We start from the raw sequence: 26,220 nt of genomic DNA, 5'->3' as shown, positions 1-26,220 counted from the left end.
GGTGAGGGTGGCGCCCGTCAGCCGACCACGGCCGATCGGGCGGGAGCGTGTTCGGGCCGGCGCAGGTCGAGGTCGTGCTCGACCTCCGCGAAGACGTGCACCGGCTTCTCCGTGGTGACCCGGCGTGGCGGCCGGGCCGCGGCGGGCCGTGGGGCCGAGGGCGTCGGCAGCGTGAACCAGACGACCTTCCCGGACTCGCCGTCCGGTCGCACGCCCCAGCTCTCGCTGACCGCCGCGACCATCGCCAGCCCGCGTCCGCGGGTGGCGAGCGCGTCGGTGTCCGCCGCGTCCGCGAGGTCCTCCACGACCGGCAGACGCGGATCGTGGTCGTACACCGAGACCATCAGCCGGTCGAGCAGCAGCTCGATCTCCACGGTGCACGTCTTGTCGGGCTGGGCATGGCGGTGGACGTTGGTCAGCAGCTCTGTCACACCGAGCGCGGCCCGGTCGATCAGAGGGTCCAGATGCCAGTAGCGCAACTGCGCCGATACGATTCTGCGGACCTGGCCGATCCGCGCCGGCAGAGCTTGGAGCTCCACCGCGCAGTGCCTGTTCGGATGAGTGATCACGGCTGCGACTCCCCGACTGAAGAGGCCCGGAAGAACACGGAGTAGGGATCCAGCAGGACCTGTGCGTGGCATGGCCGCCTGCTGTCGTGGCCGGCGGGCTGGTTCGCAGCGTTATCGCCGGTAAACCCAGAGTGACGTGAGAACAGCGTGACGCAGGGGACGACACCCCGCAACTCGCGCCGTTCAGCCGCCCCGGCCGGCCGCCTTGCGTACGGCCTCGATGAACCGGCGGGCGGCGGGCGGGCCCGGTTCGCCGGGGGCCGGGTCGTGGTCGCCGAGGGTCAGCAGGTAGCGGTTGCCGTTCAGGTCGGCCTGTGCCCGGTCCTCGGTGGCGAACCAGGGCTTGGACGCGCGCACCGCCTGCACCGGCGCGCTGTCGATCTCGCTGCCGTAGCTGGTGAGCAACTCCAGCCTGCCGTCATTGATCCGGACCTGTCCGGCCCGGGTGAGTGACCGCAGCCGCTTGCCGATCCGTACGCCCGTGGCCGTGAACTCCGGCTCCGCCATGCCGTTGCGCCCCCTCGTGCCCGTCGCTCCGCCGGTGCCCCCGGCCGCGGGCCGGGATACGGCTCGCGGAGGGCCCGGTCGCGTGATCCGGTCTCCTGATCCAGTGTGCGCCCCCGTACGGGACCTTCGTCCCGCCGGGCAGTCTGCCCGCCCGGGAGGTCGAGCACCAGTGCGCACGGCGTCCCGGAGGCGGGCGCCCGGAGCACTCGCGCGAATGCGCCCCCCATCCGCGCGCCGTTCCGCCCCAGGGTCCGCTTTGGGCTGCCCAAAGGAGTGTTTATGCAGGTGAGAAGCGTGTGGCAGGTGTCTATGATCGGTATGTCGGCCACGCGACGCGTCGTCGGCGCGAAGCCTAAGGAGCCCCGCCGTGAGCACCACCCAGCAGACCCGGACCGGCGCCACCCTCGATGTCGACCGCAGTGACAGCGCCTACCGGGGCTGGCTGAAAGAGGCCGTCCGAAAGGTCCAGGCGGACGCCAACCGCTCGGCCGACACGCATCTGCTCCGGTTCCCCCTGCCGGACGACTGGGGCATCGACCTGTACCTGAAGGACGAGTCGACCCACCCCACCGGCAGCCTCAAGCACCGGCTCGCGCGCTCCCTGTTCCTCTACGGCCTGTGCAATGGCTGGATCAGGCCCGGCCGCCCGGTGATCGAGGCGTCCAGCGGCTCGACCGCCGTCTCCGAGGCGTACTTCGCGAAGCTGATCGGCGTGCCCTTCATCGCCGTGATGCCGCGCACGACGAGCGCCGAGAAATGCCGTCTCATCGAGTTCCACGGCGGACGGTGCCATTTCGTGGACGACCCGCGCAGGATGTACGAGGCGTCCGCCGCACTCGCGGCCGACACCGGCGGCCACTACATGGACCAGTTCACCTACGCCGAACGGGCCACGGACTGGCGCGGCAACAACAACATCGCCGAATCCGTCTTCAGGCAAATGGAGTTGGAACGTTTCCCGGAGCCCGCGTGGATCGTCGCCACGGCCGGCACCGGTGGCACCTCGGCGACCATCGCGCGGTATGTGCACTACATGCAGTACGACACCCGCATCTGTGTCGCCGACCCGGAGAACTCGTGTTTCTTCGAGGGCTGGACCACCGGCGATCCGGACGTCACGTGCGACTGCGGCTCACGCATCGAGGGCATCGGCCGGCCGCGGATGGAGCCCAGCTTCGTGCCCGGCGCCGTCGACCGCATGATGAAGGTCCCCGACGCGGCGAGCGTCGCCGCCGTGCGGGCCCTGGAGCAGGCCATCGGCCGCAAGGCGGGCGGCTCCACGGGCACCGGGCTGTGGAGCGCGCTGAAGATCGTCGCCGAGATGGTGGCCGAGGGGCGCACCGGGAGCGTGGTGACCCTGCTGTGCGACCCGGGGGACCGGTACCTCGACAAGTACTACTCCGACGCCTGGCTCGCCGAACAGGGTCTGGACATCGAGCCGTACACGGCGGCGATCCGCTCCCTGCTGAGGACCGGCGTCTGGCCCGCCTGACTCACCCGGCGGCCAGCCGCCGCTCCAGCGCCGCCACCGCGCCCCGGAAGGTCCGCCCCATGCCGCCGCGCGCGAGCCGCAGGACGAGCCGCACCGGGGCCGGCGCGTCGGCCGCGAACGTCCACCGTAGAAGCGTGCCGGTGTCCGCCGGGGTGAGCCGCCACTCCTCGACCAGGGCCCGCAGGCCGGGTGCGTTGGTGGCGTCCACGCGGTAGGCGTACACCTCCGCCTCCTTCGCCACGAGAACCGTCTCCTCGAAGCGGGTGCCGCCCCGCAGCCGGATCTCCCGCCGGCCGCCGTCACCGAGCGGCCGGGCGAGCGTCACCGCCGAGAACCACTCGGCCCAGCCGGGCACGTCCTCGGCGAGGGCGCGGAAGACGGCCGCGGGGGAGGCGGAGACCTCCCGGGCGAAGACGAGCCGCAGGGGAGCGTGCTCGAGGAACTCGGTTCCCACCGGTCGCAGCGGACGAGCCATGGACACAACCCCCTGGTGTGCGGCCCGGCGCAGGACGGGCGGGGCGGACACGGGCGGTACCCCGCCGGCGCCCGTCACCCTAGCTGACGGTCAGTCAGCTGTCTGCTCCTCGTCGGTCTCTCCCGCCACCACCAGCCGTCGCAGATGCTCGGAGACCTCCGCGCGCGCCCCGGCCGGCAGTCCGGCATCCGTCACCAGGGTGTCGACCTGCTCCAGGGCCGCGAACGAACTCAGCCCCACCGTGCCCCACTTCGTGTGGTCCGCGACCACCACGACCCGCCGCGCCGACTGCACCAGACGCCGGTTGGTCTCGGCCTCCGCGAGGTTCGGCGTCGACAGGCCGGCCTCGACCGATATCCCGTGCACGCCGAGGAACAGCACGTCGAAGTGGAGCGCGGCGATCGCCTGGTCGGCCACCGGACCCACCAGCGAGTCGGACGGGGTGCGCACGCCACCGGTCAGCACGACCGTGGCCGCGCCCTGCCGGGGGCCCGAGGTGCGCTGCGCCGCGTGGAACACGTCGGCCACCCGGACCGAATTGGTCACGACGGTGAGGTCCGGCACCTCCAGCAGGTGATGGGCCAGCGCGTAGGTCGTCGTACCGCCCGACAGAGCGATCGCGCTGCCCGGCGCGACCAGTTCGGACGCCGCCTGCGCGATGTCCTCCTTGGCGGTCAGCTCAAGACCCGACTTCGCCTCGAAGCCCGGCTCGTGCGTGCTCGCCTCGACCACGGGCACGGCGCCGCCGTGCACCTTCTCCAGAACGCCCTGCCGGGCGAGCGCGTCCAGATCGCGCCGCACCGTCATGTCCGACACGCCGAGCTTGCGGGTCAGCTCGTTGACGCGGACACCGCCACGGCGCCGGACCTCGTCCAGGATCAGGGCGCGCCGCTGCTCCGCGAGGAGGTTCTGATTCTCACTCACGTACGCTCCGGTCCTTTCGCCTCAAGCCGTCCGACACGCTCCGCGCACCCCCTGCGACAAGGACATTCCTCCCGCTTCCGGTGCGCGGGCGTCCCATCCTTGCACGGGTCGCCGCCGGTGGCGCCACCGACTGCCGGACGCGCGCATGTCATCTACGCGTCATCCTCGGCCCGCGTGTCGCACGGATCGGGGAGATTCCGTGACGGGAGGTGTGTGCCCCCGCCCCGATGGAGATCCTTGTGCCCGCGCGGCAGATGCCGACGGAGCGTCACGGGGGAAGTGCGAACAGTGGAACGTGCACGCGAACATGGCCCGACCGGACCCGGTGACCACGCCGAGCCGCCCGGGGAGACCGGAGCCGCCCTGGAACTGCTGGTCCACGGCGTGGGCGGCGCCACGCCCGGGAAGATGCTCGGTGATCCGCGCACCGTGCGGATCACCGGTGACGACACGGCGGCCGTCTTCCGGCGCGCCGGGGACGCCGACGCGGAGTCCAGGCCGGGCGCCCACCGCGGCGGCCCGGTGCCCGAGGCGTACGTCTGGTGCAACCTCACCTCCGGCAACGGCAGCCGCGCCCTGTGGCTGGTGCTGCTGCCCTTCATGGTCGTCAACCTCGCCCACTGGATGCGCCCCACCGCGCGCGGCAGCACCCGGACGGTGCGTCTGTACGGACTGCTCGTGCGGCTCGCCGCCCTGACCCTGACCGTGCTGCTGGTCGCCGCCGTCTGCGAGGTCGCCCTCGACCTGACCGCCTGGCAGTGCGCGGGCACCCGCGCCTGCGCCGGACGCCACTCCTGGCTGGGCTTCCTGTCGCCCGAATCCTCCGCCGGCGGCTGGTGGAGCCGCCCCGGCCGCCGGCTCGCCCTCGCCGCCCTGCTGCCCGCCGGGCTCACCGGCCTGCTGTGGTACCTCTCGCACCGCACCTGGAGCGCCTACGAGTCCCAGCGGCCGCTGCCCCGCCGGCCCGAACCCGACGAGGAGACCGTCCGCACCGCACTGAGCAGGCCCGGCTTCTGGTACGGCCGCCGTCTGGTGGCCGGCTGCGCGCCGCCCACACCGCCGCGGGCCTGCTCACGGTCGCGGCGGCGGTCGGCTCCGCGGCGGCCCGCTTCGACCGCCGGCCCGGTGGCCCCGCCCTGCTCGACATCGTGGGCCGTCTCCTGGAGGCGGGCCTGGTCGCGGGCGCCCTGGCCGTGGTGTGGGTCGTCTGCCGCCGCGGCCGCAGCGAGCGGCGCCCCGACCAGAAGGTCGACCGGCACCTCGTACGGCTGCTGCCGCTCGCCGCCGTCGTCCTGCTCGCCTGCTCCCTGGTGTACGCCGGCTGGGAGCGCCCGGGCTGGGAATCGACCGGCCGGCTGCCGGGGGACGCCACCTTCGGCGCCCTCGCCCTGGCCCAGGGTGCAGTGGTCCTCGCCCTCGCCGTGGTGGCCCGCCTGCTGCACCGCACCCACCCCGACTCCCGGGCGGCGCTGCGCGGCCTGGGCGGACCCGCCGTCGCGCTGCTGGCCTGCGCGCTGGGCGGCGTGATGTCCGCGGGCGTCGCGCAGCGGACGTCGGACTGGCTGGACGGCACCGGCACCTCCATCGACGGCCCACCGGTCCTGCTGACCTGGCAGGCGTCCGTCATTCCGCCGCTGCTCGCGGTGCTGCTGGTCCTCTGCGGCCGGCTGGCCCGGCGGACCTGGCTGCTGCGCCGCGCGGAACTGCCTCTGGTGGGCCGCGACCATCCCGGCGAACCCGGGGATCCGCAACGCACCCGCCGCATCGCCAGAACGCGCGCGACGGCCACCCTGACCGACCGGGCGCCGCTCATCACGGCCGTCACGTCCACCGCCACGCTGATCCTGGGCGCCGGCGCGCTCGTGGGCGCCCTGACGACCGGCCGGGCACCCGCGAGCGCCGCCCGGCACGCCCACCCCTTCGTGCACGGCGCCGCCGCGACCGCGCAGGCCCTGGGCTCCTGGCTGATCGGCGTCGGCTTCGTCCTGTTCGTCACCTGGGGCCGGCGCGCCTACAAGGACCCCGCCGCCCGGCGCACCATCGGCATCCTCTGGGACGTCGGCACCTTCTGGCCGCGCGCCGCCCACCCGTTCGCGCCGCCCTGCTACGCCGAGCGCGCGGTGCCCGACCTGACCTGGCGGATCGACACCTGGACGCGGGCCACCGGCGGGCGGCTCGTCCTCTCCGGCCACTCGTAGGGCAGCGTCCTCGCCGCCGCGGCGGCCTGGCAACTGCACCCCTCGGTCCGCAGACGGGTCGCGCTGCTGACCTACGGCTCCCCGCTGGAACGCCTCTACGGCCGCTGGTTCCCGGCCCACTTCGGCCCGGCCGCCCTCAGTTCGCTGCACCACGAGGTCGACTGCTGGCGCAACCTCTACCGCCTCACCGACCCGATCGGCGGCCCCGTCCGTCTGCCCGGCGACTGCGGACCCGAGGTGGACCGCGAGGCCCTCAAGGACCCCCTCGCCCATGGCCGCACCGCGCTGCACCCCCTGCCGGCACCGATCCTCGGCCACTCCGACTACCAGGCCGACCCGGCGTTCGCCGAGGAACGCGCACGCCTGCTCGCCCGGCTCCGCCCGGACCTGCCGGGCCCCCGCCACCGGGCGGTTCCCGACGGCGGTACGGGCGAGGGGACTCAGGGAAGCTCGGGCAGGTCCTCGGCGTAGAGGAGCGTCAGGTCGTCCGTGCTCGGGTCCTCGAACTGCGCGACCCGGCTCGCGTGCCGCTCCACCATCGCCTCGAAGGTCTGGCGGGCGGTGCGGCCGTTGCCGAACGCGGGGCCCTTGGGCAGCGTCGTGAAGTACTTCAGCAGGCCCTCGCCGGCGCCGGGTGCCAGCCGGTACTCGTGCTCCTCGGCCTGCTGCTCCACGATCCGCAGCAGTTCCTCGGGCCGGTAGTCACTGAACGTGATCGTCCGTGAGAAGCGGGAGGCCACACCCGGGTTGATCGAAAGGAACCGCTCCATCTCGGCCGTGTAGCCCGCGACGATCACCACGACCGCGTCGCGGTGGTCCTCCATCAGCTTCACGAGCGTGTCGATGGCCTCCTTGCCGAAGTCGCGGCCGGAGTCCTCCGGGGACAGCGCGTACGCCTCGTCGATGAACAGCACCCCGCCACGCGCCCGGTCGAAGGCCTCCTGGGTGCGGATCGCGGTGGAGCCGATGTGCTCGCCGACCAGGTCGACGCGGGACACCTCGACGAGATGACCCTTGTCCAGCACGCCGAGCGAGGCCAGGATCTCGCCGTAGAGACGGGCGACGGTCGTCTTGCCGGTGCCGGGGGAGCCGGTGAAGACCAGGTGGCGCTTGACCGAGGCCGCCTTGAGCCCGGCCTGCTGGCGGCGCCGCCCGACCTCGATCATGTCGGTGAGCGCCCGCACCTCGCGCTTGACGCTGTCCAGCCCCACCAGCGCGTCCAGCTCACCGAGGACGTCCTTCGAGCTGCGCGCCGCCGGCTCGGGACCGGCCGGTGCCACGAGCGGTTCCTGCTCGGTGGTGCGCTGGCCGGGGATCGCGCCCAGCAGCCCGGGCGTCTGCGCGGTCGTCTGTACGGCGGTCTGCGGCGTCGCCGGGGGCCGTGGGCCCGCGCTCTCGTCGCTCGTGCAGTCCTCCACGACCGGGCCCACGCCGGACGCGCCGTCCGGGCCGGCCTCCGCGAACTCGTACCCGCCGCGCGCGCAGCGCTCGGTGCGGCACTTCTTCAGCGTCGTACGGCAGCCGTCCAGGACGTGGAAGCCGTACCCGCCGCTGCCGGTGACCCGGCAGTTCAGGAAGCTGCCGCGGCCGCCGGCGGAGACGTAGAAACCCGCTTCCGCGGGGGCGTCGACCGTGCACCGCTCGATCGTCGGGTCGGCGCCCTTGGTGACGATCACTCCGGTCTGGGTGCCGTCGACACTGCAGTTGCTCAGGGTGCCGCCACTGCCGTGGTCGCGGAACCAGGCGCCCGTGGCCGCGTCCCGGATCCGGCAGTCGTCCAGCTGGACGGTGGCGCCGTCGCTCACCGACACGGCCGTGTTGCGCACCTGGGACAGGTCGCTGTCGACGACGTCGACACGGGAGCCGCGGTCCAGGACGAACAGGGCGTCCGGCACGTCGTGCACCCGGCAGGACTCCAGGACCGCCGTGGCGCCGTCGCTGACCCACACCGCGGGGTAGTCGCCCGTGCTGTCGAAGATCTCGCACTGGTTGGCGTCCACGCGGGTGCCCGGGTCCCACACCGACAGCCCGTTGCGGCCGAACTGACGCACCGTCGTCCTGGTCAGCGTGAGCACCGAGCGGGAACGCAGGTCGACCGCGTTCTCCGGGATGTCGTGGATGCGGCAGTCGGCCAGCGTGAGGACCGCGTCGGTGTCGAGCGTGACGCCGTCGGCGGTGGTGCGGTGCACGTCGCAGTCGGTGAGGTGCGCGGTGGCCCGGCCGGTGATCTGGACGCCACTGCCCTTGACCTCGTAGACCTCGCAACCCACCGCTTCCAGCGCCGAGTTCTCGCCGGTCACCGTGAGCCCCGCGCCCGAGGTGTGGTGGACACGGCAGCGCTCCAGACGGGGATGCGCGCCGCCTCGCACCGCGACACCCGACTGGCCGGCCGCGACCACCTCGCACTCCTCGAACACCCCGCCGCCGCCGTCGAGTACGGCGATGCCGATGCCGGCCGGATTGTCGACCGTGCACCGCCGCACCGTCGGCCGGGCGCCCGACCGCACCTCGATGCCGGCCGCCGAGCGCGTGACGATCCGCACGTCCAGCAGCTCCGGTGTGCCCGCCTCCACCAGCAGCGCGGGGGCGGCCGAGTCCTGGCCCTCCACGTGCAGGTCCTGCACCACCGCGGAGGCGCACACGGTCAGCGGCACCCCGTCCAGGGGCGCGATCCGCACCGAACCGGCGGAACCCTCGGGGCCGCGCAGGGTGACCGCACGCTCCACCACGAGGTTCTCGCGATAGGTGCCGGGCGCGACGGTGAGGATGTCGCCGTCGGCCGCGGCCTCCAGGGCGGCGGCGAGCGAAGCGTACTCACCTGTGCGGCGGCGCCACCGCGATGTGCCGGTGTGCGTCACCTGGACCGTGCCCTGTGCCATGGCGTTGCCGTGCCCCCACCTCGTGGTACGCGGGTTGATGCCGAAGAAGTCGGCCGGTCCACCGTAGCGTGCGCGCGGGCGGTGGGTTGACCAGAGCGGGAAGGCCGTCAGCTGCCGGTGCCGGTCCTGCCCCAGTCGGGGCCCGCCCGCTCCCAGGCCTGGTCCCAACGGGCGTACCGGCGGCGGACCATGTGCCACAGGACCAGCCGTCTGCACCCCTCGACCAGGGCCACCACCAGCAGGGCCGTGCCGACCCCGGCGAGGACGGCGTGGGTCGTGGCCGTGGCCGAGTCCAGCGGGCGGGCCACCAGTCGGCCGTGCGGGTCGGTCCACAGCGTGAAGTGGTCGCCGCGGTGCGGGGACTTGAGCTCGGCCATGGCCGGTCCGTGCTGCCTGGTGCCGTCCGGCGCGGTCCACGCGGCGAGGACCCGGCTGCGCACGTCCCGCCCGGAGGACGTCTCCGGGTCCGCCTCCAGCGGGGAGCGGTCGAGCCCGCGCAGGACGGTGGCGGTGACCAGGTGGCGGGAGTGGGTCTGCTCGCGCACGGACCGCTGCAGGACGCCCTGGGCGACGGTGCCCACCAGGGAGCCCAGCACCGGCGCCACGACCAGGATCAGCAGCAGGGCGAGCAGCGCGACCCAGGCCTCGGCCAGGTCGGTCCCACGGCGCAGCGGATTGTGCCGCCAGCGCCAGAGTCCGCTGATCGCTCGCACCGGCCCGCACCCCCTTCCCCCTCCGTGACACACCGTCGCGGAGCCCTTCAGCCATGGGTCCGGTCGTGGAGAGAGCGGCAGCACCGGACCGGGACCGTGGCGGACCCCGCACGGATCCCAACGAGCGGGCCCCCGAAAGGGGTTCCCGCCACCCGGCCCGGAGTAGGACAGCCGGCCGAAAGCGGGAGAGCGCCCCCGGCCGTGTCGCATTCCCGCCGGGCGGGAATGCGACACGGCATCTCGCCGCGTCGGCGGGCGACCCGAGTACGCCCCGTACGCGGGTTGTCCTCCGTCGTGCGGCGCACAGCGCCGCACCGGTCGCCGGCCGCCGATCCGACGCCCATGGCCGGACGCGGCCCGGTCGACGCCTCAGCCCAGGACGGTGACCGGATCGCCTACGCGGATGGTGCCGGGGGACTCGGGGACGAGGTTCTGCCCGAAGACCAGCATGCTTCCGAAGCGGCGGTGCCGCCCCAGGGTGCGCAGGGGTTCCCTGCCGCGTTCGGCGGTGGTCTGGTCGGTCGTGGTGACGACGCAGCGGCCGCACATCTTGGGAACCCGGAAGGTGACCTCGCCGACGGCGACCCGCGACCAGTCGTCCTCGGCCCAGGGGTCGGTGCCCGCCACGACCACGTTCGGCCGGAACCGGTTCATGGGCAGCGGGCCCTCCTCGGCGTGGTCGCCCTGCGCGATCAGGGAGTTGAGCGCGTCGAGCGAGGCGGCCGTGGTGAGCAGCAGCGGATAGCCGTCCGCGAAGGAGACGGTCTCACCGGGCAGCGCGTGCTCGGGATCGACGGGCCGTCGCGTGGCGGGGTCGTCCATGTGCACCAGGCGCACCTCGGCGCCGACGTACTCGCTGCACCAGGCGTGCGCGGCGGCGTCCTGTGCGGGCACTCCCTCGACCTTGTCGCCGAAGATGTCCACCCACACCGTGGCGGCCGGTCCCGGCACGGGCACGGCGAGCGGCTGCATGCCGGGCGCGGACAGACCAAGGCCGCCGTCGGGCAGAAGCTCGGCGGCGGCCAGTGCCAGATGCGCCTTCTGACGTTGTGTGACGACCTTTCCCCCGTCGTCGATCAGTACCCAGCGCCGGTCTCCGGCCAGCCCCCAGGGCTCCACGACGGCCTCCCGGGGCGCCAGGCCCCGGAACGCCTTGACCGGGTGAAGATGAATCGACTGCAGTCGCGCGTTCCCCATGGCTCCATCGTGCCAGGCGGCACCGTCGATGCCGAGGGCCGATCAGTAGCCGCGATACTGCTGCTGGTTGCCGTACGGATCCTGGTAAGGGGCCGGAGCGGGCCGGGGAGCCGCGGGGCGCATCGCCTCGTAGCCCGTGCCGGGACCCGGCTGGCGCGGCTGCTGTTGCTGCGGGCCGGGGTAACCGCGCGGTGCGGCGGCCTGCTGCGGGATGTACGCGGCGGGCGCCTGCTGGAGCGGGGCGACCTGCTGCGCCTGCTGGTAGCCGTAGGAGGGCTGGGAGGGAGCCGCCGGGAGGGCGGGCAGTGCCGACGGCAGCGCGGGCAGATAACCACCCGTGTCGTACGCGGCGGGGACCCGGATCGGAGCGATCTGCGGGGTGCCCCGCTCGGCCACGAGCGAGTCGTAGATCGGGGTGTCCGGGAAGGAGGCGGAGTAGTAGCCGCCGCCATAAGTGGAGCGGGGGGAGGTCATGGCACATAAGTTAAGCCCACGATGTGCTGGTTGGGGAGACCGATAAGAGGGTTGTTTTCCGTGTCCGGCGTGACGTGGGATCCCCAATGCGAGCGAACTTGGCAAAAAGGGGCGCTGAGCTGCGTTCGGATCATGTAAATGCCTGGTTCCCGAGTGGTTACCGGCGGTTGACCACCGGTTCCTCCGCGTTCTCTTTGCGCCTCTCATGGGAGTTCGCCGTCGCTGCGAATAGGTTGGGCGCCGGAAGTAAACCGAAGGACAGCCGTCACCGGGCCGGCCCGGTGACCCGTGATGGGGGCGGACATGTCAATGCCGAAAGGATCCAACGCTCCGGTGCCGACGACGGCACTGCGAGTCGAAATGGGCTGGCGCACCGCACCGGGCGTGCCCGACGCCGATGCCTCGGCCCTGGTCCTGGCCGGGGGGAAGGTCCGCTCCGACGGTGACTTCGTCTTCTACAACCAGCCCGCGCACTCCTCCGGCGCGGTCCGGCACGAGGGCAAGCGCGTCGACGGCGGCAGGGTGACCGACACCCTCCTCGTCGACCTCGCGCGCGTAGAGCCCGCCGTCGAGACGGTGGTCCTCGCCGCCTCCGCCGACGGCGGTACGTTCGCGCAGATCCCCGAGCTGTACATCGAGGTCCGGGACGCCGCGCGGGACACGGTCGCCGCACGCTTCGACAGCTCCGGCGCCACGGTCGAGACGGCCTTCGTGCTCGGCGAGTTCTACCGCCGCCAGGGCACCTGGAAGTTCCGCGCCGTGGGCCAGGGCTACGACAGCGGACTGGAGGGCCTGGCCAGGGACTTCGGGATCACGGTGGACGAACCGCAGCACGCCGCCCCGCCCGCAGCGGCGCCCCCGGCCCCCCTCCCGGCGACCGTACCGCCCCCGGTCGCGCCCCCGGCGACCGTGCCGCCCCCGGTGACCATGCGGCCGCCCGTGGCACCGCCGCCCCCGCCGCCCGCACCCCCCACTGCACCCGTACGGCTGACCAAGGTCACGCTCACCAAGGCCGCGCCCTCCGTGTCGCTGACCAAACAGGGCGGCACCTCGGGCGCCCTGCGCGTGAACCTCAACTGGGAGGTGCGCAAGCAGTTCTCGGGGTGGGGCAGCAAACGCGGCCGGGCCGTCGCCATGCACGCCGACCTCGACCTCGACCTGTGCGCGCTGTACGAACTCGCCGACGGCCGCAAGGGAGTCGTACAGGCACTCGGCAACGCCTTCGGGTCGCTCCAGCACCCGCCGTACATCCACCTCGACGGCGACGACCGCACCGGAGCGGTGACCAGCGGCGAGAACCTGACCGTCAACCTCGACCGCACCCGGGACTTCCGCCGCATCCTCGTCTTCGTGACCATCTACGAGGGCGCCCGCTCCTTCGCCGACCTGCACGCCACGGTCACGCTCCAGCCGCAGTTCGGCGCCCCGGTCGACTTCTCGCTCGACGAGTGCACGGTTCCCTCGACCGTCTGCGCGCTCGCCCTGATCACCAACACCGGCAGCGACCTGGTCGTACAGCGGGAGGCCCGCTACCTGGTACCCGAGCGCGGGGTGAGCCCGCAGCGCACCGTCGACCACGTCTACGGCTGGGGCATGAACTGGACACCCGGCAGGAAGTGAGCGCTCAGACCTCGTCGCCGGCGACCGCGTCCGGGCGGGCGTAGGTGCGGCCCTTCCAGGCCGCCCCGCGCCCCCGGTGGTGCTGCACCGCGGAATCCACCGTCATCAGGAGGTAGAGGAACGCCGTGAACGGCAGCAGGGGCGCGAGCCACAGCGGCTGCCGGTAGTAGCGGAGCATCGGGACGTACGTCGCCGTCATCACCAGCCAGGCCGACCCCCCGACCGCGGCCGCCGTCACGTCCCCGGCGGCCGCACCGGCCACCAGCGTCACCGGCGGCGCCAGGTAGACCAGCGCCAGCCCGGCGACCGTCCCGGCCAGCAGCAGGGGGCTGTGCCGCAACTGCGCGTACGCGCTGCGCGACACCATCCGCCACAGGTCGACCAGTCGCGGGTAGGGCCGCACACTGTCGACGCGCTCGGCCAGCCCCAGCCACACCCGGCCACCGCCGCCCTTCACGGCCCGCGCGAGCGCCACGTCGTCGATCACGGCCTGCCGGATGGCGTCGGGGATCCGCGCGCGCTCGGCCGCCCGCGCGCTGAGCAGTACGCAGCCGCCCGCGGCGGCCGCCGTGCGGGTCCCCACCCTGCCGATCCGCCGGAACGGATACAGCTGGGCGAAGAAGTAGACGAACGCCGGCACGACCAGCCGTTCCCAGCCGCTCTCCACCCGCAGCCGGGCCATCTGGGAGACGACGTCGAAGCCGCCGGTGTCCGCCGCCGCGACCAGTTCCCGCAGGCTGTCGGGCGCGTGCGCGATGTCGGCGTCCGTCAGCAGCAGGTACTCGGGCTCCCGCGCGCGTGCGAGGCCCATGCCGTGCCGCACCGCCCAGAGCTTCCCGGTCCAGCCCGCGGGCGGCTCGCCCGCAGAGGTCACGGTCAGCGGCAGCCCGCCGGCGCGCCGCGCCAGTTCCCGCGCCAGGTCGCCGGTGCCGTCGGCGCTGCCGTCGTCGACGAGGAGGACCTCCGCCCGCCCCGGGTAGTCCTGTGCCAGCAGCGAGGGCAGCGAGGCAGGCAGCACCTCCGCCTCGTCGCGGGCCGGTACGACCACACAGACCGAGGGCCACCGCGCGGGCTCCCGGCGGGGTGGCAGCCTGACGTCCGTGCGCCAGAAGAAGCCCTGGCAGAGCAGCAGCCACAGCCAGGCGGCGAGTGATCCGGCGGCGATCCACACGATGGCGCTCACCCGCGCAGTCTGCCCCACCAGGGCTGCCCGGAAAGGCCCATCGTCTATGGTGGCCGGGTGAAGATCGCGCTCATGGACTCCGGAATCGGTCTGCTGGCGGCCACCGCCGCCGTTCGGCGCCTGCGCCCCGACGCCGATCTGGTGCTCTCCCTGGACCCCGACGGGATGCCCTGGGGGCCGCGCACTCCGCAGGACCTGACCCGGCGCGCCCTGGCCGTCGCCGAGGCAGCCGCCGCCCACGGCCCGGACGCCCTGATCATCGGCTGCAACACCGCGACCGTGCACGCCCTGTCCACCCTGCGCGACCACCTGGAACCCGCACTGCCGGTCATCGGCACGGTCCCGGCGATCAAGCCGGCCGCCGCCGGCGGCGGCCCGTTCGCGATCTGGGCGACACCCGCCACCACGGGCAGCCCCTACCAGCGCAACCTCATCGACGAGTTCGCCGACGGCGTGCCGGTCACCGAGGTGCCCTGCCACGGGCTGGCCGAGGCCGTGGAGCACGCGGACGAGGCGGCGATCACCGCCGCCGTCGCCGCGGCCGCCGCGCTGACCCCCGAGGACGTGACGACCGTCGTCCTGGGCTGCACCCACTACGAGCTGGTCGCCGAACGCATCCGCGCCGCCGTGCAGCGCCCCGGCTTCCCGCCGCTCGTCCTGCACGGCTCGGCGGGCGCGGTGGCCGCCCAGGCGCTGCGCCGGCTCGGCGAGCCGGCCACCCGCCGGAGCGCCGCCGACGGCGGACTGACCGTCCTGCTGAGCGGCCGCGAGGGCGCGCTGCCCGCCGCCGCCCTGGCGTACGAGGAGGGCCGGCTCCTCCAGGCGGTCACCCCCGCCCACTGAGGCATCGGGGACCGCCGCGGTGCCCCGGAAGCGTCACTCTCCGCGAGGTACTGCCCGCACAGCGAAACCTGAGTACTGTCGTAGCCATGAGGGACCACCCCCACGGCGAGCACCTCCATGGCACCCACCCCCACGGTGAGCACGCCTCCCACCCCGATGTCTGGACCGGCCGCGCCACGAACCGGGTCCAGTGGCTGCTCGCGCTCGTCGGCGCCGCCTGCCTGGCGCTCGGCGTCGAGCTGGCCGTCGACTCCACCTGGACGTCCGGCATCGCCCCCCTGGTCATGTCCGTCGTCGGCTGCATCGCGGCCGGAGTTCTGGTGCTGTTCGGCACCCTCGCCTTCGTCCACGTCGCGCTCAAGGTCGACCGGGACTCCCTGGAGGTGCGCTGCGGGCACATCGGTGTCCCGCGCCGCCGCATCCCGCTCGCCCAGGTGACCGGCGCCGAGTTCGTCGCGCTCGTCACCCCCCGCCACTGGGGCGGCTGGGGCTACCGCTGGCTGCCCGAGAAAGGCACCGCGGTCGTCGTACGGCGGGGCGAGGGCCTGATGCTGAGCCTGTGGGACGGGCACACGTTCACGATCACCGTGGACGACGCGGAGGCCGCCGTACGCGTCATCAGGGACCGGCTGCGGCCGAACACACCCGGCGCCACGCACTGACCGAGCCGGGCCGCCGCGGCTCCCCCCGGCTCCTCCGGCTCCCCCCGGCTCCCCCCGGCTCCTCCGGCTCAGAGGGTCGGACGATCACCGTACGGCCGTGGATCCGCGACCGGCTCCGGTGGTCCCTCGGCCAGCGGACGCGCGGTGGCGAGGCCCAGCAGCAGCCCCGCGCCCGCCGACACCGTCGTGAAACTCAGCGCGTTGCCCACCGCCGCGATCGCCGCCAGGGCTGTCAGGGCCGCGCCCGCGGTGAGCGCCACGGGCGTCGGGCGGGGCGACCGCCACAGGGTGTACAGCACCCAGCAGAACACCGCGGCCAGCAGAGCCGCACCGACGACGCCCTGCTCCGCCGCCTGCTGGAGCACCGCCGAGTGAGGTTTGCCGTCCGAGGGGACCGGAGCGGTGGCCGCCGTGCTCAGTTCGGCGAAGCGTCCCGGCCCCACGCCCAGACCGGCGTCCGCACGCGCCAGGTGCAGGGCGTCCCGCCACAGCCCGACCCGGTGGGGGGTCAGCCGGCCCGCCAGGGACGCGGACAGTCCGCCGGGAATCGCCCCCGCGGCGACCGCCCAGGTCAGACCGGTGACCGAGGCCGCGACCAGGCCCAGCGCGACGATGCCCACGCCGCGGTGGCGCACCCGGCCCGCGGTGAGCGAGCACAGCAGTACGGCCAGGCAGCCGACCAACCCGGTGACCGAGCCGAGCACGGCCGCGGTCACCGCCGTACCGGCGGCCAGCGCGCGCAGGGCCAGCCGCGGGGCCGCGGTCGGGGCGGCCCAGGCGGCGCAGCAGGCCGCCCCGGCGGCCAGGGTCAGCAGGGCGGCGGTCGCGCCCGCGTGTCCCAGTGGCGCGAGAGCCTGCGGTTCACGGGCCAGGTGTGGGAGGACCACCGCCAGGCCCAACCCGGCCAGGGCCCCCGCGCCGAGCGCGGCGACCGGCAGCAGCGCCCCGCAGATCCGCCCCGCGGCATGGCCGGCGGCCACCGCGAGGACCGCGAGCAGCACGCCCTCGGGCCGCCCGTCGTGCACGGTCGCCGTGATCAGGGACCAGGTGACGAAGGCCCCCAGTGCCACCACGCCCGCCGCGTCGGAAACGTTTCGTCTGTCGCCGTCCTCGTCCTGACCGGCCAGGGACGTCATCCCCGTGGAACCCACCCTGCCCCCCGACCCCGGTCCCCCGACCTGTGACGGGCCCCGGCCGCGCGGACCGCTGCGGTCGGGCGACTGGGACTCCGGCGCACACCGTAACCGCTGATGGGCGGTTTGTGGATGAGTTGGACCGGGTCGCGAGGCGACGACGGCGGCACGGACGGAGGTGACCGTCTCACCGGTGGACGTCGCTGTCGGCCCCGAGGTCACCGGCCGTACACTCCCGGAGTGACCGTCACCGCAACCTCCGTGGACGAATCGGACCAGCTGGAACCGTCGAGCGGGCCCGCGACACGCGGGTCCCGGCTCACGCGACTCGTCCCGGCCGCCGTCGCGGCGCTCTCCGGAGTGCTGCTCTACGTCAGTTTCCCGCCCCGCACCCTCTGGTGGCTGGCCGTGCCGGCCTTCGCCGCCTTCGGCTGGGTGCTGCGCGGCCGGAGCTGGAAGGCGGGCCTCGGTCTCGGCTACCTCTTCGGCCTCGGCTTCCTGCTGCCGCTGCTGGTGTGGACCGGGGTCGAGGTCGGCTCCGGCCCCTGGCTGGCGCTGGTGGCGGCGGAGGCGGTCTTCGTCGCGCTGGTCGGCGCGGGCATCACGGCCGTCTCGAAGCTGCCCGCCTGGCCGGTGTGGGCGGCCGCGGTGTGGATCGCCGGCGAGGCGGCACGCGCGCGGGCGCCCTTCAACGGCTTCCCCTGGGGCAAGATCGCGTTCGGCCAGGCCGACGGCGTCTTCCTGCCGCTCGCCGCGGTGGGCGGTACCCCCGTGCTCGGCTTCGCGGTCGTCCTGTGCGGGTTCGGCCTGTACGAGCTGGTCCGGCTGGCCGTGGGGGCGCGCCGCACCCGCGTCGTGCGGCGCTCGGCCGCGGCGGTCGCCCTGCTGAGTGTCGCCCTGCCGGTGGTGGGGGCCGTGGCCGCCCGCGGCCTGGTCAGCGACCAGGCCGAGGACGGCACCGTGACCGTCGCGGTCGTCCAGGGCAACGTGCCCCGCTCCGGGCTGGAGTTCAACGCCCAGCGGCGGGCCGTGCTCGACTACCACGCGCGGGAGACGCGGCGACTGGCCGCCGAGGTCGCCGCGGGCCGGGTCGCCCGGCCCGACATCGTGCTGTGGCCCGAGAACTCCTCCGACATCGACCCCTTCGCCTACCCCGACGCGCGCGCGGTCATCGACGGCGCGGCGAAGGCGATCGGCGCCCCGGTCTCGGTCGGCGGAGTCGTCCAGAAGCACGGCAAGCTGTACAACGAGCAGATCCTGTGGGACCCGGTGAAGGGGCCCGTGGACACCTACGACAAGCGGCAGATCCAGCCCTTCGGCGAGTACCTCCCGCTGCGCTCCCTGCTCGGCGCGATCAACAAGAACTGGACCTCGATGGTCCGCCAGGACTTCAGCCGGGGCACCGAGCCGGGCGTCTTCGACATGGACGGCGCCAAGGTCGGCCTCGTCACCTGCTACGAGGCCGCCTTCGACTGGGCCGTGCGCTCCGAGGTCACCGACGGCGCGCAGCTGATCTCCGTGCCGAGCAACAACGCGACCTTCGACCGCAGTGAGATGACCTACCAGCAGCTCGCCATGTCCCGGGTGCGGGCGGTCGAGCACAGCCGGACCGTGACGGTCCCGGTGACCAGCGGCGTCAGCGCGATCATCATGCCGGACGGCAGGATCACACAGCGGACCGGCATGTTCGTCGCGGACTCGCTGGTGCAGAAGGTGCCGCTGCGGTCGTCACAGACGCCGGCCACCCGGCTCGGGATCCTGCCGGAGATCGCCCTGGTCCTGGTCGCCGCCGGCGGGCTGGGCTGGGGCATCGCCTCCGGAGTGCGCGGGCGGCGCGCCCGCGACGCGTAGCCGTACGCCGGTCGGACGCCCCCGGGCTGTGCCGGGGACGGCCCGACCGGCCGGTTAGGGTCGGGGGATGGCTACCCCCGACTTCATCCAGACGCTCCGCGCCTACGCCGGGCATCAGCTTCTCTGGCTCCCCGGCGTCAGCGTCGTCGTCTTCGACGACGAGGGCCGCGTGCTGCTGAACCGCCGTTCCGACACCGGCAAGTGGGCACTCATCGGCGGCATTCCGGAGCCGGGGGAGCAGCCGGCGGCCTGCGCCGTGCGCGAGATCCACGAAGAGACCGGGGTGCGGGCCGTCGTCGAGCGGGTGATCGTCGTCCAGGCGCTCAAGCCCGTCACCTACGACAACGGCGACATGTGCCAGTACATGGACATCTCGTTCCGCTGCCGGGCCGTCGGCGGGGAGACCCGGGTCAACGACGACGAGTCGCTGGAGGTGGGCTGGTTCGACGTGGACGCGCTGCCGGACCTCAACGACTTCGCGCACCTGCGGATCAAGCAGGCCCTGTCTGAAGCACCCACATGGTTCGACCCTACGAGTTCCAGCTGAAGTATGGGCTCTGACCACATGTGGTCCCGGCGGGGCGCTGCCTAGGCTCGAGACATGACCCCGAGCAGCCCCCACCCGGCCCCGCACCCCCTCTCGCTCGACCTTCAGGGCCGTACCGCCCTGGTCACCGGAGCCGCCGGCGGCATCGGCCGGGCCTGCGTACTGCGGCTCGCGGCCGCCGGCGCCACGGTGAGAGCGGTCGACCGGGACGCGGCGGGCCTGGCGGAACTCGTCGACAGCGCCGACGGCCTCGCGGGCGTCGTCGAGCCGCAGGTGCTCGACCTGACCGACCTGGACGCCGCCGAACGCGCCGCCGCGGGCACCGACGTCCTCGTCAACAACGCCGGGCTGCAGCTGGTGCGCCCCATCGAGGAGTTCCCGCCCGAGGTCTTCCACACGGTGCTCACCGTGATGCTGGAGGCGCCGTTCCGCCTCATCCGCGGCGCCCTGCCCCACATGTACGGCCAGAAGTGGGGCCGCATCGTCAACGTGTCCTCCGTCCACGGGCTCCGCGCCTCGGCCTACAAGGCGGCCTATGTGGCGGCCAAACACGGGCTGGAGGGGCTGTCGAAGACGGCCGCCCTCGAAGGCGCCCCCCACGGCGTCACGTCGAACTGTGTGAACCCCGCCTATGTGCGCACCCCCCTGGTCGAGAAGCAGCTCGCCGACCAGGCCCGCACCCACGGCATCCCGGAGGAACGGGTGCTGACCGAGGTACTGCTCCAGGACAGCGCCCTCAAGCGGCTCATCGAACCGGAGGAGGTCGCCGAGGCCGTGGCCTACCTGTGCGGTCCGCACGCCTCCTTCGTGACCGGCACCTCCCTCGTCCTCGACGGGGGCTGGACCGCCCACTGAGGCGGCCGTCGCGGTGGCCCGCCGAAGTTGTCCACAGGGCTGACGGGCCGAGCGAGGGATGGGGAATCCTGTGAGCATGTCCAGCGATCACGTGCAGTCCGCCGAGCGTCCCACCGCCCGTGCCGCGGCCCCCGTCCCGCCGCCGGCGGCCCCGGACGCCCCGGTCCGCGTGCCGGCCGGCGCCGAACCGGTGTCCGGGGGCGCCGAGACGCCGTTCCTCGAACTGCTGGCCCGCGGCGCGTCAGCCGAGGCCTACGAGCAGCCGGTGCTGCTGGCCCGCGCCGAGGGCCGGCCCGCCGAACGGATCGCCGCGCTGGAACACGCCAAGCTGCTCGCGCTGCGCGTCCGCGCCGAGCTGGAGGGGCGGCGCCGACGGGAGGCGGAACTGTCCGCGCTGTTCGAGACCGCCCACGACCTGGCCGGCCTGCGCGACCTGGACGCCGTGCTCCAGGCGATCGTGCAGCGGGCCCGCTCCCTGCTCGGCACGGACGTCGCCTACCTCAGCCTCAACGACCCGGCGCGCGGCGACACCTACATGCGGGTGACCGAGGGCTCGGTCGCCGCCCGCTTCCAGCAGCTGCGGCTCGGCATGGGCGAGGGGCTCGGCGGTCTCGTCGCGCAGACGGCCCGTCCGTACGTCACCGACGACTACTTCAAGGACGACCGCTTCCGGCACACCCTGCCCATCGACGCGGGCGTACGGGACGAGGGACTGGTCGCCATCCTCGGTGTGCCGCTGACGCTGGGGCACCACGTCATCGGCGTCCTGTTCGCGGCGGACCGGCGGGCCCGGGTCTTCGAACGCGAACAGATCGCCCTGCTCGGTTCCTTCGCCGCGCTGGCCGCGGCCGCCATCGACACCGCCAACCTGCTGACCGAGACCCGCTCCGCCCTGGCCGGCCTGGAACGGGCCAACGAGATCATCCGGGACCGCAGCGGTGTCATCGAACGCGCCTCCGACGTCCACGACCGGCTCGCCGAACTCGTCCTGCGCGGCGGCGGCGTGCGGGACGTGGCCGCCGCGGTCTCCGCGGTCCTGGACAGCAGGGTCGAGTTCACCGAGGCGGACACCGCGCCCGCGCGGGCCCTGGAGGCGTCCCGCGCCGAAGGACACGCCGTGCGGCACGGCGACGACTGGATCGCCGCCGTGGCGGCGGGCGGGGAACTGCTCGGCGCGCTGGTGCTGCGCGGTCACCCCGGGCTCGACCCCGTCGACCAGCGCACGCTGGAGCGGGCCGCGATGGTCACCTCGCTCCTCCTGCTCGCCAGGCGGTCCGCGGCCGAGGCCGAACAGCGCGTGCGCGGTGAGCTGTTGGACGACCTGCTGGACGCCCGCGACCGGGACCCGCGCCTGCTGCGCGAACGTGCCTCCCGGCTGCGCGCCGACCTCGACGCCACGCATGTGGTGCTTGCCGCCCGGCTCGACGGCGCCGCCGCGGACGCCGACCAGGAGGCGGCGGCCCGCAGACGCCTGTGGTCGGCCGCCTCCCACCTGGCCGCGACCCGGCGGGGCCTGGCCGCCGCGCGGGACGGCGGCACCGTCCTGCTGCTGCCCCTGACCGCGGGCGACAGCGCGACGGACCTGGCGCGCGGCACGGCCCGCCGGCTCGGCACCGCCGTCCACGAGCCGGTCACCGTCGGCGCCTCGGCCCCCGTCGCAGGACTCGCCGACCGGCCCGACGCCGTGGCCGCCGCCTACCAGGAGGGCCGGCGCTGTCTGGACGCCCTGCGCCTGCTGGGCCGCTCCGGGGACGGGGCCGCCGCCGAGGACTTCGGCTTCCTGGGGCTCCTGCTGGCCGGCGACCGGGACATCTCCGGCTTCGTCGGCCGCACGATCGGACAGGTCGTCGCCTACGACGAGCGGCGCGGCACCGACCTGGTCCGCACCCTCGACGCGTACTTCGCGTGCGGGATGAGCCCCGCCCGCACCAAGGACGAACTGCACGTCCACGTCAACACCGTCGCGCAGCGCCTGGAGCGGGTGGGGCGCCTCCTCGGTGACGACTGGCAGAGCCCGGCACGCGCCCTGGAAATCCAACTCGCCCTGCGTCTGCACCTGTTGTCGGACCGACCGCGACACTGACCCCCGTACGCGCGGGCGTACGGGGGCCGGCCGGGCGCTGGGCCGTGGGGTCAGACGGGGCGCGCGTCCGCCGTTCGGGCCTGCGCGGGCTCCGGGTCGGCGGCGGGCTCGATGCCGGCCAGGTCCCGGTGGCGGGTCTCCCTGGCCACCGCGACGGCCACGACCGTCACGACGGCGGCGGCGATGACGTACAGGGCGATGGGTGTGGAGCTGTCGTAGTCGGCCAGCAGGGCGGTCGCGATCAGCGGCGCGGGCGCGCCGGCCGCCACGGAGGCGAACTGGGCCCCGATGGAGGCGCCGGAGTAGCGCATCCGGGTCGCGAACATCTCCGAGAAGAAGGCGGCCTGGGGCGCGTACATCGCCCCGTGCAGCACCAGGCCGACGGTCACGGCCAGGATCAGCCGGCCGAAGCCGCCGGTGTCGACGAGGGAGAAGAAGGGGAACATCCACAGCCCGATGCCCACGGCGCCCAGCAGGTAGACGGGGCGGCGGCCGACCCGGTCCGACAGCGCGCCCCAGGCCGGGATGACCGCGAAGTGCACGGCCGAGGCGATCAGCACGGCGTTCAGCGCGGTCTGCTTGGACACTCCGGCCGACGTGGTGGCGTAGACGAGGATGAAGGCCGTGATGACGTAGTAGCTGATGTTCTCCGCCATACGGGCGCCCATCGCGACCAGGATGTCGCGCCAGTGGTGCCGCAGGACCGAGACGAGCGGCAGCTTCTCCGTCTCGTTCGGCCGGGCCGCCTTGCGGGCCTCCGCCTGCGCCAACGCCTCCTTGAAGACCGGCGATTCGTCGACGGACAGGCGGATCCACAGACCGACGGCCACCAGCACACCGGAGAGCAGGAACGGTATCCGCCACCCCCAGGAGACGAAGGCGGCGTCGGACAGCACGGCGGTGAGGAAGGACAGCACGCCGGTCGCGAGGAGCTGTCCCGCCGGTGCGCCCGTCTGCGGCCAGGAGGCCCAGAAGCCCCGTCGCCGGGCGTCGCCGTGTTCGGACACCAGCAGGACGGCCCCGCCCCACTCGCCGCCGAGCGCGAAGCCCTGCACCAGACGCAGGGCCGTCAGCAGGACGGGAGCGGCCGCCCCGACCGTGGCGTGGGTCGGCAGCAGCCCGATCGCGAAGGTGGCCGCGCCCATCAGCAGCAGGCTCAGCACCAGCAGTTTCTTGCGGCCCAGCCGGTCACCGTAGTGCCCGAAGACGAGCGCGCCGAGCGGACGCGCGGCGAACCCGACCGCGTACGTGAGGAACGACAGCAGGGTGCCGACGAGCGGGTCGGAGCCGGGGAAGAACAGCTTGTTGAAGACGAGGGCGGCGGCGGAGCCGTAGAGGAAGAAGTCGTACCACTCGACGGTGGTGCCGATGAGACTGGCGGCGACGATGCGCTTGAGGCCGGCGGGGACGGGGGGCGTCGGTGGAGCGGTTGCTGCGGAGGCCATGTGCGCCACTTCCTCGTGTGCGGTGGGGACGGGTGGGTGTCGGCACACCGTAGGAAGACGCACGTCACGGGCACATGTGGTGGGGCACCATACTTCGGGGGCAGGGTGTGCGTGCCGACCCCATGACTCACCTCGGCTCACGGAGACGGGGGCCGACCTGGGGACGGGGACGGACAGGGCGAGGGGCCCGGCGTTCCGTGCGCACGCCGAGGGGCGAACCGGTGGCCGCTCCGCATTTCGGCGACGGGGTCGGGGAGTCCGACCGGGGCCGAGCCATCCGGCCGTGCCCGACGAGTCCCACCGGGCCTGAGGGGGAGTGCCGTTGGGCGGCCGGTCCCGTCAGCCGGTCGGCGCGACCGGGGTGTTGGCGACGCCGTGCAGAGCAGCGCCCTCGGTCCGTGCTTCGAGGGCGTGCAGTACGGCCACCATGTCCTCGCCCCCGTGGCCCCGCGCCACTGTCTCGCCGAACAGGGCGTGGCAGACGTCGAGAAGGGGTGAGGCCACACCGGCGCCGCGGGCGGCCTCCGCGATCAGCCGGTTGCTGTTCAGGACGTCGGCGGCGCTCGCCTGGACGGCGAAGTCGCGGGCCAGGAGTTTGGGCGCCTTCACCCGGGAGACGGCGCTGGCCATCGGACCCGCGTCCAGGACGTCGAGGAACCGGCGCCGGTCCAGTCCGTGCCGGTCGGCGAAGTGGAACGCCTCGGCCAGTCCGGTGACCAGCGTGATCAGGAACAGGTTCACCGATAGCTTCGTCAACAGGGCGTCGGGCACGGGCCCGCAGGTGAAGCTCTGCCGGCACATCGGGGCCAGCAGGGGGCGTACGGCAGCCACCGTCTCGTCGTCGCCCGCCAGCATCGCCACCAACTCGCCCTGTTCCGCCGGGATTCGGGAACCGGAGACCGGGGCCTCGACGTAACTCCCGCCCGCGGCGCGGACATCGGTCTGAAGACTCGCGGAGTACTCGGGAGAGGTCGTGCCCATCGGGACGACCATGCGGCCGGCGACCCGGGCGGCGAAGTCCGGTGTCCCGCGTCCCAGTACGGCGTCGAGGGCGGACTCGTCGGCCTGCATGAGGATCACGGTGCCGGCCCGTTCGAAGACCTCGGCCGGGCTGTCCGCGATCTCGGCCCCGGCGGCGCGCAGGGGTGCGCACCTGGCCGGGGTGCGGTTCCAGACGACCAGGGGCGTTCCCGCCCGGGCCAGGTTCAGAGCCATGGGCTGACCCATGACCCCGAGGCCGACGAAACCCACGTACGCCATGCTGCACCGCCGTTTCTGTCCGCGACCGTGCCCGCGCGCTGCCGCTCCCCGGCACGGTCACGGGCCCGGACCGGATCGTCCGTCGCCCACCGGTTATGACAGCGGTCATAGTAGCCGTCTCTATGACGGCGGTCATAGGGTGCGGGCAGGTGGTTCACGAACGGTTGCGGGAGGTCGGCATGGCGGTGCCCGAGCGGGGGCCACGCGAACGGATGGTCTTCAGCGCGGCCCAGCTCATCCGGCGCGAAGGCGTCGCCGCCACCGGTATGCGCGAGGTCGCGGAACACGCCGGCGCACCGCGCGGCTCGCTCCAGCACTACTTCCCGGGCGGCAAGGAACAGCTGGTCAACGAGGCCGTGGGCTGGGCGGGACGGTACGCGGGCAACCGGATCGCCCGCTTCCTCGCCGCACTGCCCGTGCCGACACCCGGCGGGCTGTTCGCCGAGATGGTGCGCCAGTGGACCGACGAGTACCTCGCGGGCGGCTTCGCGGGCGGCTGCCCGGTCGCGGCCGCGACGGTCGACTGCGCGGAGTCCACCGCTTCCACGCGGGAGGCGGCGGCCGGCGCCTTCGCCGTCTGGACCGCCTCGGTGGCCGGCGCCCTGACGGACATGGGCGTGCCAAAGGAGCGGGCCCACCCGCTCGCGACCCTCATGATCAGCTCGCTTGAAGGGGCGATCCTGCTGGCCCGCGCCGAGCACGACGTCCGCGCCCTCACGGCCGTGGCGCGGGAACTGGGTCCGCTACTCGACGCGGCGGTGAGCCTGCCGGCAGCGGACTGACCGTCCCCCCGGAGTCGGTCCGGACCGGCGCCGAGGGCGCAGTGAAGCGGGGGCGGTCGTGTGGTGGGTCGGCGTGGCAGCCGGGCCGGTGCGTACGCGGGTCATCCGGATGCGGGTCCCGCTCCTCCGTTCGTCGCCCGCCACGCCGTGTCCGTCGGCCCGTCTGTGGCTACCGTTGGTGACAGCAGGTGCACCTCTCCATCGACGGTGCGCCCGCGGGACCGCGTCCTCGTGGTCCGACCTCGGTACTCGGCAGGAGGCGAGGGTGGCGGCAGAGCATGCTGGACACACGGGCCACGCCGACGGGCCGGAGGCGGTGCGGCGGGAACTGCTGGCGTCCGCCGGCGAGGGCATGACCGGCGCCGAGGCGCTGACGCTCGCCGTGCAGCAGGCCACGGCAGCTCTCGGTGGCCTCGGCGGCCTTGCACACCGACGCGACCCCAAGACCGGCCTGCTGCGCCTGGCGGCGGTCTGCGGACTGACACGGGAGAGCACCGCACGGTGGGTCACACTCCGCGACGAAGGGGA

Annotated in this window: 21 protein-coding genes and 1 pseudogene; 10 read left to right on the top strand and 12 right to left on the bottom strand. The window is 73.8% G+C overall.

Annotated features, from left to right (window positions below; all coding sequences use genetic code 11):
* Positions 1–17: 17 nt before the first annotated feature.
* Together ABZT03_RS28130 and ABZT03_RS28125 are read right to left on the bottom strand one after the other, a co-directional pair.
* Positions 18–569 (bottom strand): ATP-binding protein, encoded by a 552-nt coding sequence (locus tag ABZT03_RS28130; protein WP_356044193.1) that lies wholly within the window; start codon positions 567–569, stop codon positions 18–20.
* 183 nt (positions 570–752) lie between these two features.
* Positions 753–1,076 carry a hypothetical protein gene (locus tag ABZT03_RS28125; protein WP_356044191.1) on the bottom strand — a complete coding sequence of 108 codons (324 nt, stop codon included), beginning with the start codon at positions 1,074–1,076 and terminating at the stop codon, positions 753–755.
* A gap of 367 nt (positions 1,077–1,443) precedes the next feature.
* Here ABZT03_RS28125 and ABZT03_RS28120 point away from each other — a divergent pair, with 367 nt between their 5' ends.
* A complete protein-coding gene (locus ABZT03_RS28120) occupies positions 1,444–2,568 on the top strand; it encodes a PLP-dependent cysteine synthase family protein (RefSeq protein WP_356044188.1) in 1,125 nt (374 codons plus the stop codon).
* 1 nt (position 2,569) lies between these two features.
* Here ABZT03_RS28120 and ABZT03_RS28115 read toward each other — a convergent pair whose 3' ends face one another.
* Both ABZT03_RS28115 and ABZT03_RS28110 read right to left on the bottom strand, forming a co-directional pair.
* Positions 2,570–3,043, bottom strand: coding sequence for an SRPBCC family protein (locus ABZT03_RS28115; protein WP_356044185.1), 474 nt, complete (start codon positions 3,041–3,043; stop codon positions 2,570–2,572).
* A gap of 90 nt (positions 3,044–3,133) precedes the next feature.
* The gene (locus ABZT03_RS28110) at positions 3,134–3,967 is read right to left on the bottom strand and encodes a DeoR/GlpR family DNA-binding transcription regulator (protein ID WP_356044183.1); all 834 of its coding nucleotides are present in this window, start codon (positions 3,965–3,967) and stop codon (positions 3,134–3,136) included.
* Between the two features lie 408 nt (positions 3,968–4,375).
* Between ABZT03_RS28110 and ABZT03_RS28105 the strand changes: the two are divergent.
* A pseudogene (locus tag ABZT03_RS28105) lies at positions 4,376–6,636 on the top strand (hypothetical protein).
* On the opposite strand, the gene ABZT03_RS28100 reads toward ABZT03_RS28105, so the two are convergent.
* The 4 genes from ABZT03_RS28100 to ABZT03_RS28085 all read right to left on the bottom strand — a co-directional run bounded on the left by ABZT03_RS28100 (position 6,606) and on the right by ABZT03_RS28085 (position 11,428).
* Positions 6,606–9,044 (bottom strand): right-handed parallel beta-helix repeat-containing protein, encoded by a 2,439-nt coding sequence (locus tag ABZT03_RS28100; protein ID WP_356044180.1) that lies wholly within the window; start codon positions 9,042–9,044, stop codon positions 6,606–6,608. The pseudogene ABZT03_RS28105 and the gene ABZT03_RS28100 overlap by 31 nt on opposite strands.
* Before the next feature lie 107 nt (positions 9,045–9,151).
* On the bottom strand, positions 9,152–9,757 hold the full coding sequence (locus tag ABZT03_RS28095; protein WP_356044177.1) for a hypothetical protein: 606 nt from the start codon (positions 9,755–9,757) through the stop codon (positions 9,152–9,154).
* A gap of 369 nt (positions 9,758–10,126) precedes the next feature.
* Positions 10,127–10,954 carry an MOSC N-terminal beta barrel domain-containing protein gene (locus ABZT03_RS28090; protein ID WP_356044176.1) on the bottom strand — a complete coding sequence of 276 codons (828 nt, stop codon included), beginning with the start codon at positions 10,952–10,954 and terminating at the stop codon, positions 10,127–10,129.
* Between the two features lie 42 nt (positions 10,955–10,996).
* Positions 10,997–11,428: a DUF6643 family protein gene (locus ABZT03_RS28085; RefSeq protein ID WP_356044174.1), complete on the bottom strand. Its 432-nt coding sequence runs from the start codon at positions 11,426–11,428 to the stop codon at positions 10,997–10,999.
* Positions 11,429–11,737: 309 nt separating this feature from the next.
* On the opposite strand from ABZT03_RS28085, the gene ABZT03_RS28080 reads away from it, so the two are divergent.
* Positions 11,738–13,048, top strand: a complete 1,311-nt coding sequence (locus ABZT03_RS28080; protein WP_356044171.1) for a TerD family protein — start codon at positions 11,738–11,740, stop codon at positions 13,046–13,048.
* 4 nt (positions 13,049–13,052) lie between these two features.
* Here the strand turns inward: ABZT03_RS28080 and ABZT03_RS28075 are convergent, their stop codons facing one another.
* Complete coding sequence (locus ABZT03_RS28075) at positions 13,053–14,231, bottom strand: glycosyltransferase (protein ID WP_356044169.1); 1,179 nt, start codon at positions 14,229–14,231, stop codon at positions 13,053–13,055.
* A gap of 57 nt (positions 14,232–14,288) precedes the next feature.
* On the opposite strand from ABZT03_RS28075, the gene ABZT03_RS28070 reads away from it, so the two are divergent.
* A complete protein-coding gene (locus ABZT03_RS28070) occupies positions 14,289–15,074 on the top strand; it encodes an aspartate/glutamate racemase family protein (RefSeq protein ID WP_356044167.1) in 786 nt (261 codons plus the stop codon).
* 86 nt (positions 15,075–15,160) lie between these two features.
* Positions 15,161–15,736, top strand: coding sequence for a hypothetical protein (locus ABZT03_RS28065; protein WP_356044164.1), 576 nt, complete (start codon positions 15,161–15,163; stop codon positions 15,734–15,736).
* Between the two features lie 68 nt (positions 15,737–15,804).
* On the opposite strand, the gene ABZT03_RS28060 is transcribed toward ABZT03_RS28065, so the two are convergent.
* A complete protein-coding gene (locus tag ABZT03_RS28060; protein ID WP_356044163.1) occupies positions 15,805–16,872 on the bottom strand; it encodes an O-antigen ligase family protein in 1,068 nt (355 codons plus the stop codon).
* Between the two features lie 237 nt (positions 16,873–17,109).
* On the opposite strand from ABZT03_RS28060, the gene lnt reads away from it, so the two are divergent.
* The 4 genes from lnt to ABZT03_RS28040 all read left to right on the top strand — a co-directional run bounded on the left by lnt (position 17,110) and on the right by ABZT03_RS28040 (position 22,205).
* The gene (lnt, locus tag ABZT03_RS28055; protein WP_356044162.1) at positions 17,110–18,720 is read left to right on the top strand and encodes an apolipoprotein N-acyltransferase; all 1,611 of its coding nucleotides are present in this window, start codon (positions 17,110–17,112) and stop codon (positions 18,718–18,720) included.
* Positions 18,721–18,787: 67 nt separating this feature from the next.
* Positions 18,788–19,267 carry an NUDIX domain-containing protein gene (locus tag ABZT03_RS28050; protein ID WP_356044161.1) on the top strand — a complete coding sequence of 160 codons (480 nt, stop codon included), beginning with the start codon at positions 18,788–18,790 and terminating at the stop codon, positions 19,265–19,267.
* 54 nt (positions 19,268–19,321) lie between these two features.
* Positions 19,322–20,122, top strand: coding sequence for a 3-hydroxybutyrate dehydrogenase (locus tag ABZT03_RS28045; protein WP_356044158.1), 801 nt, complete (start codon positions 19,322–19,324; stop codon positions 20,120–20,122).
* Positions 20,123–20,198: 76 nt separating this feature from the next.
* A complete protein-coding gene (locus tag ABZT03_RS28040) occupies positions 20,199–22,205 on the top strand; it encodes a GAF domain-containing protein (RefSeq protein WP_356044155.1) in 2,007 nt (668 codons plus the stop codon).
* 50 nt (positions 22,206–22,255) lie between these two features.
* Here ABZT03_RS28040 and ABZT03_RS28035 read toward each other — a convergent pair whose 3' ends face one another.
* On the bottom strand, positions 22,256–23,650 hold the full coding sequence (locus tag ABZT03_RS28035; protein WP_356044153.1) for an MFS transporter: 1,395 nt from the start codon (positions 23,648–23,650) through the stop codon (positions 22,256–22,258).
* 339 nt (positions 23,651–23,989) lie between these two features.
* Entirely contained in the window at positions 23,990–24,910 is a 921-nt protein-coding gene (locus ABZT03_RS28030; RefSeq protein WP_356044150.1) for an NAD(P)-dependent oxidoreductase, read from the bottom strand.
* Between the two features lie 179 nt (positions 24,911–25,089).
* Here ABZT03_RS28030 and ABZT03_RS28025 point away from each other — a divergent pair, with 179 nt between their 5' ends.
* Complete coding sequence (locus ABZT03_RS28025; protein ID WP_356044232.1) at positions 25,090–25,692, top strand: TetR/AcrR family transcriptional regulator; 603 nt, start codon at positions 25,090–25,092, stop codon at positions 25,690–25,692.
* Positions 25,693–26,220: the final 528 nt, after the last annotated feature.

Origin of the sequence: Streptomyces sp. NPDC005574 (assembly GCF_040605435.1) — a bacterium.
GTDB lineage: Bacteria > Actinomycetota > Actinomycetes > Streptomycetales > Streptomycetaceae > Streptomyces.
Note: the sequence above shows the minus strand (reverse complement) of the source record. Positions and strands in the feature narration are given on the sequence as shown.

What these genes read in the sequence shown, in the direction of transcription:
- ABZT03_RS28125 (WP_356044191.1), bottom strand. Translation starts at nt 1,076, where the DNA reads ATGGCGGAGCCGGAGTTCACGGCCACGGGCGTACGGATCGGCAAGCGG.
- ABZT03_RS28115 (WP_356044185.1), bottom strand. Translation starts at nt 3,043, where the DNA reads ATGGCTCGTCCGCTGCGACCGGTGGGAACCGAGTTCCTCGAGCACGCT.
- ABZT03_RS28100 (WP_356044180.1), bottom strand. Translation starts at nt 9,044, where the DNA reads ATGGCACAGGGCACGGTCCAGGTGACGCACACCGGCACATCGCGGTGG.
- ABZT03_RS28090 (WP_356044176.1), bottom strand. Translation starts at nt 10,954, where the DNA reads ATGGGGAACGCGCGACTGCAGTCGATTCATCTTCACCCGGTCAAGGCG.
- ABZT03_RS28085 (WP_356044174.1), bottom strand. Translation starts at nt 11,428, where the DNA reads ATGACCTCCCCCCGCTCCACTTATGGCGGCGGCTACTACTCCGCCTCC.
- ABZT03_RS28080 (WP_356044171.1), top strand. Translation starts at nt 11,738, where the DNA reads ATGCCGAAAGGATCCAACGCTCCGGTGCCGACGACGGCACTGCGAGTC.
- ABZT03_RS28065 (WP_356044164.1), top strand. Translation starts at nt 15,161, where the DNA reads ATGAGGGACCACCCCCACGGCGAGCACCTCCATGGCACCCACCCCCAC.
- ABZT03_RS28060 (WP_356044163.1), bottom strand. Translation starts at nt 16,872, where the DNA reads ATGACGTCCCTGGCCGGTCAGGACGAGGACGGCGACAGACGAAACGTT.
- ABZT03_RS28050 (WP_356044161.1), top strand. Translation starts at nt 18,788, where the DNA reads ATGGCTACCCCCGACTTCATCCAGACGCTCCGCGCCTACGCCGGGCAT.
- ABZT03_RS28045 (WP_356044158.1), top strand. Translation starts at nt 19,322, where the DNA reads ATGACCCCGAGCAGCCCCCACCCGGCCCCGCACCCCCTCTCGCTCGAC.
- ABZT03_RS28040 (WP_356044155.1), top strand. Translation starts at nt 20,199, where the DNA reads ATGTCCAGCGATCACGTGCAGTCCGCCGAGCGTCCCACCGCCCGTGCC.
- ABZT03_RS28035 (WP_356044153.1), bottom strand. Translation starts at nt 23,650, where the DNA reads ATGGCCTCCGCAGCAACCGCTCCACCGACGCCCCCCGTCCCCGCCGGC.
- ABZT03_RS28030 (WP_356044150.1), bottom strand. Translation starts at nt 24,910, where the DNA reads ATGGCGTACGTGGGTTTCGTCGGCCTCGGGGTCATGGGTCAGCCCATG.
- ABZT03_RS28025 (WP_356044232.1), top strand. Translation starts at nt 25,090, where the DNA reads ATGGCGGTGCCCGAGCGGGGGCCACGCGAACGGATGGTCTTCAGCGCG.